Raw genomic sequence first — 9,274 nt, 5'->3', positions numbered from 1 at the left:
CGCTCCAAGCGGGCGGTGATGAACCTGTTCGGCGAGGCGCGGCTGGGCAAGGCGATCGACGCGGAGCAATGCCTGCCGCTGGTGGAGGAGGTCGCCAGCTCGGTGGTGCGCAATCCGTCGGCGCTGATCAGCCTGGCGCGGCTCAAGACCAAGGACGACTACACCTACATGCATTCGGTGGCGGTGTGCGCGCTGATGGTGTCGCTGGCGCGGCAGATGGGCCTGGACGAGGCGCAGACGCGCGAGGCCGGCCTGGCGGGCCTGCTGCACGACATCGGCAAGATGGCGATGCCGCTGAACGTGCTGAACAAGCCGGGCGCGCTGACCGACGACGAGTTCGCGATCATGCGCGACCACCCGGCGCGCGGTTACGAGATGCTGAAGGAGGGCACGTCGGTGCCGGAGGCGGCGCTGGACGTGGCGCTGCGGCATCACGAGAAGATGGACGGCAGCGGTTATCCGGGCAAGCTCGCGGGCGAGCAGATCAGCCTGCTGTCGCGCATGGGGGCGGTGTGCGACGTCTATGACGCGATCACCTCGAACCGGCCCTACAAGAACGCGTGGGATCCGGCCTCGTCGCTGGCGCGGATGGCGCAGTGGTCGGGGCATTTCGATCCGCGGGTGTTCCAGGCGTTCGTGAAGTGCGTGGGCATCTATCCGGTGGGCACGCTGGTGAAGCTGCAGTCGGGGCGGCTGGCGGTGGTGCTGGAGCAGAACGCGACGGCGCTGACGGCGCCGCGGGTGCGGGTGTTCTATTCGACGAAGTCGCAGATGCCGATCCCGACGCAGGTGATGGACCTGTCGGCCACGGGCGCGTCGGACCGCATCGTCGGCCGCGAGGACCCGGCGACCTGGGGCTTCCAGCGGCTCGACGAGCTCTGGCAGGCGCCGGCGAAGTGAGGGGGCGGGGCGGCCTCGGGAGGGGCGGCTCATCCGACAACGGCTTGTCTCGGTAGGGCCCGCCGACTTGCTTGTGTAGCCGACCTGGATGTCCGAGGCGAATGTCTCCTCGTCGAGGCAATGGTTCGCCGAACCCGGTCGCCCGAAGATGCGGACTCGCGCCGACGACTGGCGCAGGAGGGTCTGCGATGGCGGTACTTCTGAAGGAAGCGAGTCCGGCGACGGATGCGACGCAGGGGTCGGAGCGTTTGCCGAATCCGGCTTCGCTGGTGCCGCCCTTCGACGTGGTGACGTATGCGGGGCCCATCACGGTGGAGGGCTACGAACGGCTCAGCGCGCTGCTGGAAGAGCGACGAACACATGCCTCCGTGCTGGTCGTGCTCGAGACGCCGGGGGGAGATCCGCATGCCGCCTTCCGAATCGCCAGGGCACTGGGTTTTCACTACGACCGCGTCGAGGCGTTGATTCCCCGCTATTGCAAGAGCGCCGGAACGTTGATCGTGCTTGGTGCATCGACGCTGCACATGGACGACCTCGGTGAGCTAGGTCCTCTGGACATGCAGGTGCCACGTGTCAACGAGGCGACGCGTCAAGCCTCGGCTTTGGAGTTCAGCGAGACGCTGGACTTGCTGTGGACCCAGCAGATGCAGTGCCATGCCGAGTCGATGCGGCAACTTACCGACCATGGCCTGTCACCCGTGGCTGCGGCGCTTGCCGCCGCCGACTTCATCGAGGGTGTGTTTCATCCCATCGCGCAGCAGGTCGATCCTGTTCATCTGGTCGCGATGTCGCGCGCAATGACCCTTGCCGTGGCCTATGGCGAGCGACTGGCGTTCAAGGGACAGAACATCGCTTCGGCGGCGCTGTTGCAACTCGTCTACGGCTACCCATCCCACTCCTTCGTGATCGATCGGAAAGAGGCTCAGCGTCTCTTCTTCGATGTCCGGGCGCCCGAAGACGCCATTGCGGAGATCGCGCGATGGTGTCGCACGCGCGCGTCGGGTTGGTCGATGGCGGAGACGCCAGACGTGCACCTCCACACCTTTCCCTTTTCCAATCTGGAGCTTCCCCATGCCCAAGAAGATTCCCGTTCACATCGTCCTGCTTGAGGGGCGCAAACGAAGGCTCATGGCGGCCATGGCCTACTACGCCGACCTGTTCGACCTGAACCGGAAGCCGGTGCGTGACGCGCCGGCAATCGGCAAACCGTACGGAAAGACCCCGACCACCCGCTGAGCGGGCGCTGCCTACACTGCGCCGACATTCACAGAGTCGTTGGGGAGACCGGGATGACGCGCATGCTCATGCTGCTGGCGCTGTGCGCCGGCGTGGTCGGAGGATCCCTCGGCGCGGGGCCGGCGGCGGCGCAGACCCTGCGCTGGGCCAGCCAGGGCGACGCCCAGACGATGGACCCGCACTCGCAGAACGAGAGCCTGACCAACGGCATGAACTCGCAGGTCTACGAGCGCCTCACCGCCCGCGACAAGCAGCTCAACATCGTCCCCGGCCTGGCCACCGAATGGACCCAGATCAGCCCGCTGGTCTGGCGCTTCAAGCTCCGCCCCAACGTCAAGTTCCACGACGGCGCCGCCTTCACCGCCGACGACGTCGTCTTCTCGATCCAGCGCGCCAAGGCGCCGACCTCGCAGGTCGCCGTCTACGCCAACGCCGTCGGCACCGCCCGCAAGGTCGACGACCTGACCGTCGAGATCACCCAGCCGCGCTTCAACCCGATCTTCCTGCAGCACCTGGACCTGCTCTTCATCATGAGCAAGTCCTGGTCCGAGCAGCACAAGGTCACCCGTCCGCTGAGCTTCAAGGACAACGAGGAAAGCTTCGCCAGCTTCAACATGAACGGCACCGGCCCCTTCATGCTGGTGCGCCGCCAGCCCGGCATCCGCACCGTCTACAAGCGCAACCCGAACTGGTGGGGCCGCTTCGAGGGCAATGTGCAGGAGGTGCAGTTCACGCCGATCGCCAACGACGCGACGCGCCTGGCGGCGCTGGTGTCCGGCGAGGTCGACCTGCTGCTCGACCCGTCGCCCCGCGACGTGCCGCGGCTGCGCACGACGCCCGGCGTGCAGGTCGTCGACGGCCTGGAGAACCGGCTGATCTTCGTCGGCATGGACCAGGCCCGCGACACCCTGGTCTACGGCCGCTCGCCGACCGGCAAGAACCCGTTCCAGGACCTGCGCGTGCGCCGCGCGATGTACCAGGCCATCGACATCGACGCCATCCACAAGCGGCTGATGAACGGCCTGTCCGAGCCCACCGGCGGCCTGACGCCGTCGCCGCTGGGCGCCTACAACGACACCTCGCTGGAATCGCGGCTGCCGTTCGACGTCGCCGCCGCGCGCAAGCTGATGGCGGAGGCCGGCTACGCGGACGGCTTCGAAGTCAATTTCGACTGCCCCAACAACCGTTACGTCAACGACGAGCGCATCTGCCTCGCGCTGGCCTCGATGTGGGCGCAGATCAACGTCAAGGTCAAGGTCAACGCGATGCCGCGGGTGCTCTTCTTCCCCCGCCTGGAGCGCTACGAGACCAGCCTCTACCTGATGGGCTGGGGCGGCGCGATCACCGATGCCGAGACCATCCTGACGCCGGTCTACCGCGGCGAGGACCGGGCGTCCGGCGCCGGCTTCTACAACTACGGGCGCTCGAGAAACCCGAAGTTCGACCAGCTCGCCGCCGCCTCGTCGAGCGAGGCCGACCCGATCCGCCGCGAGCAGCTGATCAAGGCCGCGCTGCAGGAGTACCGCGAGCAGATCCACGTGCTGCCGCTGCACCGGCAGGCCGCGCCCTGGGCCACGCGCCAGGGCGTGAAGGCGGCGCATCGCGCCGACAACTGGCTCGACTACGCCTGGGTCACGTTGCCCAAGTGAGGTCTCCCGCGCGCGGCTGCCCCTAACATCCGCGCCCATGACCGAGTCCCCGAGTCCCGCCGTACCCGACCCCCACTGGCTCGCGCGCCTGCGTGCCGACTACCGCCTCGAACGCGGCCGATGTGTCGTCAGCCATGAACACGACGGCCCGCTGCGGCTGCTCAAGAGCCTCTATCCGGAGGGCGACGCGATCTGCCACAGCGTGCTGGTCCACCCGCCGAGCGGGCTGGTCGGCGGCGACACCCTGGACATCGAGGTCTCGGTGGGCGAGGGCGCGCATGCGCTGGTCACGACGCCGGGGGCGACGCGCTTCTACCGCAGCCCGTCCGGCGCGCTCGCGACGCAACGCGTGCGCGCGGTGCTCGGCGACGGCGCGCGGCTGGAGTGGCTGCCGCTGGAGGCGATCGCCTATCCCGGCTGCGAGGCGCTGAACGAGGCGCGCTTCACGCTCGCCCCGACGGCCGAACTGCTGGCGTGGGACATCACCGCGCTGGGCTTGCCGGGCGCGGGGCAGCCGTTCTCCACCGGCTGCTTCCAGCAGCACCTGGAGATCCCGGGCGTCTGGCTCGAGCGCGGACGCCTCGAGGCCACCGACGCGCTGCTGATGGATGGCGCGCTGGGCCTGGCGGGGCATCGCTGCCTGGGCACGCTGGTGTTCGCGGCGGGCTCGGCGATCGGGCGGGAGCGAAGGGAATCGGCGCTCGACGCGGTGCGCGCGGTGATCGAGGGAGATGCGTTGCGGCTGACGGCTGGCGCGACGGCCGCGCACGACGGGGTGCTGGTGGTGCGGGCGTTGGGGCCGGTGGTGGAGCCGGTGTCCTTGCTGCTGCGTCGTTGCTGGGCGGCGTGGCGTCAGGTCTTGTGGGGCCTGGACGGGGCGACGCCGCGCCTGTGGGCGATGTAGGGCAAACGGGCTGCCTGTGCGCATCCCTCACAGAGGGGACGAATCGCGCCGCGGGTGTGGCGTCGAAGTCGCATGGATGTGCCTGGTGCTGCCGGGTGGCGCTTAGCATGGCCGTTCCACATCCGATCTCCAGGGAGGTGATCGATGACGACACGGACCGCTTCGTGCAGTTGCGGACAGTTGAAGATCGTGGTGCAGGGTGAGCCGCTGGGAACCGGCCTCTGTCATTGCCTGGCGTGTCAGCGCCGAACGGGGAGTGTGTTCGCGGCGCTGGCCGCGTTCCGGGAGCCGTATGAGGTGATCGGCGTCGCCGCCGAGTTCGTACGAACGGGTGATCAGGGCGCACGTTTCCGATTCCGTTTCTGCCCAGTCTGCGGCAGCAATGTCTTCCACACGGAAGAGGGCGTCGAGGGGTCAGTCGGCGTCGCCGTCGGCGCTTTCGCCGACCCGGACTTCCCCGCCCCGCAGGACTCCGTCTACACCTGCCGCATGCACGCATGGGTGCAGCTTCCCGAGGGCATCACGACCCACGACCGCGAGCCGTTGTGACCTGTCCGGATCAGGCCGACCGGGTTCCCTTTTCGTAGGTATTAGGAGGAATTTGGCACCCGGTAGGGTGCCAAAGGGGGACACGGAGAAAAGGGAACCCGGTTGGTCTGATCGTGCTCGGTTGATGCACGTCCACCGGAACCGGGCGCCAGGGAGGTCCGCCATGACTCGGCTCCCTGACGCCCGGCCCGGCGGGGTGTTTCACGCCGCGAGTCGGAACTGTGGTTGCGGTGCCGCGGCCGGGCGCAGCGGCTGCGCCAGTTGCAGCAGATGCCCCGGCTCGCTCAGGAAGCGCATGCGTTCGGCGTTGGACAGCGATTCCATCGCGCCCGGCTGCATCGTCAGCTGATCCAGCCGACGGCCGCGCACTCGCGCGCGGGTGCCGTGGCCGATTTCGCGTCGTCCCATCGCCTCGGCCGCCAGGGCGGTCAGGCGTCGGCTGGCCAGCAGTTCGCTGAAGCCGGGGAGTCGGCGTTCCTGGCGGCTGTAGGCCCAGGCGTTGCTGAGCACGGTCGGGGTCTGGCTTTCCTCGGGGATGACCAGCAGGCCCGCCTGGCGCATCTTCTCGCCCAGTCGCGCGCGGCTCGAGAGCACGGTGATCGGCGCGGCCAGCAGCAGCGGCAGCGCGATCGGCGCGACCCAGATCAGCGTCGACGGGCTGAGCGCGCCGATGACGGCGGCGATCACGCCGGTGATCACGCTGATGCGGCCGTAGGCGGCGAAGGCTTCGCGCCAGGACACGTCCTCGGCAGCCCGCGGCGGCGACTTCCAGTCCAGCGAGATGCCGGTCAGCGCGACCACGCAGAAGATCGAGTGCGCGACCATCCGCAGCGGGGCTTGCAGCAGCGACATGCCGGCCTCGGTCGCGCAACTGGCGACCAGCTTCAGCGACCCGCCGTACTGCGCCTGCTCGCCGCGCAGGATCAGCGCGGCCACCGACAGCAGGCGCGGCAGCACCAGCATGCCGATGGTGCCCAGCCACAGCGCGGCCACGCCCGGGGCGAGCGAGCCGTCTTCCATGAAGGGCTGGAAGGCCTGGCTGCTGCCCACGTTCCAGAGCAGGACGCCCAGGCCGACGTACAGCAGCCACAGCGGCGCGGCCAGGTAGGACAGCGCGCCGGTCACCAGCATCGCGCGGTGCACGCCGTGCAGGCCGGGTTCGGCGATCAGGCCGGCGTTCTGGATGTTGCCCTGGCACCAGCGGCGATCGCGCTGCAGCTCGGCCAGCAGGTGCGGAGGCTGCTGCTCATACGAGCCCGGCAGGTCCGCGACCAGCCAGACCTGGTAGCCGGCGCGGCGCATCAGGGCCGCCTCGACGAAGTCGTGCGACATGATTTCCTTGCCGCGCAGCGGGGCCAGGGCGCAGTGCTTCATGAAGGGCTCGACGCGGATGATCGCGTTGTGGCCCCAGTAGTGGGCCTCGCCGAGCTGCCAGAACTGCATGCCGGCGGCGAACAGGCGGCCGGTGACACGGCTCGCGAACTGCTGCGCGCGGGCATGCGGCGTGTCGTGGCCGCAGACCTGGTTGGCGGCCTGCAGGATGCCGGCGCGCGGATGCTTCTCCATCAGCCGCACCAGGCCCAGCAGGCAGTCGCCGCTCATGACGCTGTCGGCGTCCAGCACCACCATGTAGCGGTAGTTGCGGCCCCAGCGGCGGCAGAAGTCGGCGACGTTGCCGGCCTTCTTCTTCACCCGGCGCTGGCGCCAGCGGTAGTGGATGCGGCCGCGGCCGGCGAACTGCGCGCGCAGCTCGGCCCAGGCGGCCAGCTCCTGCGTGCGGCATTCCGGATCCGAGGAGTCCGACAGGATGTAGACGTCGAACAAGCGCAGCGCGCCGGCGGCGGCCAGCGATTCGCAGCTGGCGCGCAGCCCGGCGAAGACGGTGGTGACGTCCTCGTTGCAGATCGGCATGACCAGCGCGGTCCGGGCGTCGGCGCCCAGCGCCTCGTTGCCGGCGTCCTTGATCGAGATGGCGTGGCGGTCGCCGCGCAGCATCACCCAGAAGCCCATCACCGCGGTGACGCAGCCGGCGCTGACCCAGGCGAACAGCAGCGCGAACAGCGCCAGGTGCACGCATTGGAGCGCGAAGGCCCAGGGCTCGCTCGCCCAGCCGTTGTGGGTCTGCCAGAGCACGCCGGTGGCCAGCGCGGTGGCCGCGGCGATCGACAGCTTCAGCGCGTTGCGGCGGTTGCGGGCGGCGGTTTCCCAGGCCTGGGCGGGTTCGGCCGCGGGCAGGGCTTCGACCGGCGGCGTGCGCTGCCCCCAGGGCCGCGGCACCATCGCGCCGCGTTTGATGGCGGGGGCGCTCGGACCCACGGGGCCCGGCGCGGCGTTGGCCTGGCGCAGGGCCGTGGCGTGGAAGGAATCGGTCATCTCGTGCTCCTTCACTGGGGAGGAAGAATCAGGCTCCAGGTCTCCGTCAGGACCTGCTGCTTCGTCTGGAGGAAGCCGCGCAGCTCGGTCGACTGCCCGGGGCGGAGTTGCTTGATGCGCACGGCCATGCGCCAGCCGCCGGTCACCGGATTCGGATAGGCGTTGACCTCGGTCACCTCGCCGTTGGCGTTGGTGCTGGCGACGGCCTTGACGTCGGTGCCGGGCTGCAGCGCGGCGAGGGCGGGTCCCTCGAAATCGACGATGAACTGCTGCTCGTTCTTGTCGAGCTTGGCGTAGCTGTAGCCGGTGCGGGTCTGCACCGCCCAGGCGCCGGGCGGGCGTTGCTGCTGCTCGCCCTGCAGGTGCAGGCGGTAGGAGTAGTCCAGCGGCTGGCCCGGGGCCGGCTGCTTGGCGGGTACCCAGTACGCGACGATGTTGTCGTGGGTCTCGTCGGGCGTGTGCAGCGACATCAACTCCACGCGGCCCGGGCCCCAATCGCTGGTCGGCTCGACCCAGGCGGAGGGCCGCATCTCGTAGCGGGCCTCGGTGTCCTCGTAGCTGGCGAAGCGGCGATCGCGCTGCATCAGCCCGAAGCCCTTCACGCCGGGCAGCGTGAACGAGGTCGTCAGCGTGCCGTTCGGATTGATCAGCGGGCGCCAGATCCATTCGCCGCTCGCGCTGGCGACCATCAGGCCGTCGCTGTCGTGGACCTCGGGCCGGAAGTCGCCCTTCTGCGGCTGGTTCTCGCCGAACAGGTACATCGAGGTCAGCGGCGCCAGCGCCAGCGTGGCCACCGGCGCGCGCAGGAACAGCCGCGCGCGGGTCTCGACGACGGTTTCCGCGCCCGGCTTGATCACGAAGGTGTAGGCGCCGGACGCGCGCTGCGAGTCCATCAGCGCATGCACCGTCAGCGCGGTCGCGCCGGCGGCGGGGCGCTCGATCCAGAACTCGCTGAAGCGGGGGAATTCCTCGCCCTTGCCGCCGACGGTGTCGATGGCCAGGCCGCGGGCCGACAGGCCGTAGTGCTGGTTGCCGCCCAGCACGCGGAAGTAGCTCGCGCCCAGGAAGACGGCCAGCTCGTCCTTGTACTTGTCGTTGTTGAGGTGGTAATGCGCGCGGAAGCCCGCGAAGCCGACGTCGCCCCACTTCTGCGGCGACAGCTGGCTGTTCTTGCCGTAGTCGAAGTCCTCGCGCTTGAAGGGGACAGGTCTTGCCTGGCCGCCGACGATCTCGTTGATGCGCACCGCCTGGGTCTGGTAGTGGCCCAGGTGGAAGAACATCAGCTCGAAGGGCAGCTTCTCCTCGCGCCACAGCGCGCGGGCCGGCTTGAACCGGATGTCGCGCATCTGGTCGTAGTTGAGGTTCTTCAACTCGGCCGGCAGCGCGTCCGGCGGCGCGGCGTACGGCTTGGCCGCGAGCGCCTTGGCGCGCTCCGCGACCTCGTCGAAGCCGAAGGCGTGCGCCGTGGCCGTGGCGGCCAGCAGCGCGGCGCCGACGGCCAGTCCGAAGAACGATCCGATCCACCGACGCTGGTCAGCCTGGAGGCGAGCACTGGTCGCCTGGATGCGGGCCTGGGAGTGAGGGGCGTGAATAGTTCGCATGTGGCTTGACCTTTTGCAAGGCCCGTGCCACATGCGATTTCTCTTTCAGATCAAGGGCTTAC

General features: G+C 69.2%; 8 protein-coding genes. 6 read left to right on the top strand and 2 right to left on the bottom strand.

Translation table 11 applies throughout. From position 1 onward, the window contains the following. From N5D62_RS19845 to N5D62_RS19820, 6 genes are all read left to right on the top strand, one after another. Nucleotides 1–900: HD-GYP domain-containing protein (locus N5D62_RS19845; RefSeq protein WP_279759613.1), on the top strand; the 900-nt coding region annotated here is incomplete at its 5' end. Nucleotides 901–1,088: 188 nt separating this feature from the next. Beyond that, nucleotides 1,089–2,009, top strand: coding sequence for a hypothetical protein (locus N5D62_RS19840; protein WP_279759612.1), 921 nt, complete (start codon nucleotides 1,089–1,091; stop codon nucleotides 2,007–2,009). Further along, nucleotides 1,972–2,136 (top strand): hypothetical protein, encoded by a 165-nt coding sequence (locus N5D62_RS19835; protein WP_279759611.1) that lies wholly within the window; start codon nucleotides 1,972–1,974, stop codon nucleotides 2,134–2,136. Before N5D62_RS19840 ends, N5D62_RS19835 begins: the two co-directional genes overlap by 38 nt. A gap of 53 nt (nucleotides 2,137–2,189) precedes the next feature. After that, on the top strand, nucleotides 2,190–3,785 hold the full coding sequence (locus N5D62_RS19830) for an ABC transporter substrate-binding protein (RefSeq protein WP_279759610.1): 1,596 nt from the start codon (nucleotides 2,190–2,192) through the stop codon (nucleotides 3,783–3,785). Between the two features lie 37 nt (nucleotides 3,786–3,822). Beyond that, on the top strand, nucleotides 3,823–4,689 hold the full coding sequence (locus N5D62_RS19825; protein ID WP_279759609.1) for an urease accessory protein UreD: 867 nt from the start codon (nucleotides 3,823–3,825) through the stop codon (nucleotides 4,687–4,689). Nucleotides 4,690–4,833: 144 nt separating this feature from the next. Continuing rightward, the gene (locus N5D62_RS19820; RefSeq protein ID WP_279759608.1) at nucleotides 4,834–5,238 is read left to right on the top strand and encodes a GFA family protein; all 405 of its coding nucleotides are present in this window, start codon (nucleotides 4,834–4,836) and stop codon (nucleotides 5,236–5,238) included. A gap of 201 nt (nucleotides 5,239–5,439) precedes the next feature. Here the strand turns inward: N5D62_RS19820 and mdoH are convergent, their stop codons facing one another. Together mdoH and N5D62_RS19810 are read right to left on the bottom strand one after the other, a co-directional pair. Next, nucleotides 5,440–7,611, bottom strand: coding sequence for a glucans biosynthesis glucosyltransferase MdoH (gene mdoH / locus N5D62_RS19815; RefSeq protein ID WP_279759607.1), 2,172 nt, complete (start codon nucleotides 7,609–7,611; stop codon nucleotides 5,440–5,442). Between the two features lie 11 nt (nucleotides 7,612–7,622). Further along, nucleotides 7,623–9,212 carry a glucan biosynthesis protein G gene (locus tag N5D62_RS19810; RefSeq protein WP_279759606.1) on the bottom strand — a complete coding sequence of 530 codons (1,590 nt, stop codon included), beginning with the start codon at nucleotides 9,210–9,212 and terminating at the stop codon, nucleotides 7,623–7,625. Nucleotides 9,213–9,274 lie beyond the last annotated feature (62 nt).

This window comes from Mitsuaria sp. GD03876, assembly GCF_029840635.1.
Lineage (GTDB): Bacteria > Pseudomonadota > Gammaproteobacteria > Burkholderiales > Burkholderiaceae_C > Roseateles.
Note: the sequence above shows the minus strand (reverse complement) of the source record. Positions and strands in the feature narration are given on the sequence as shown.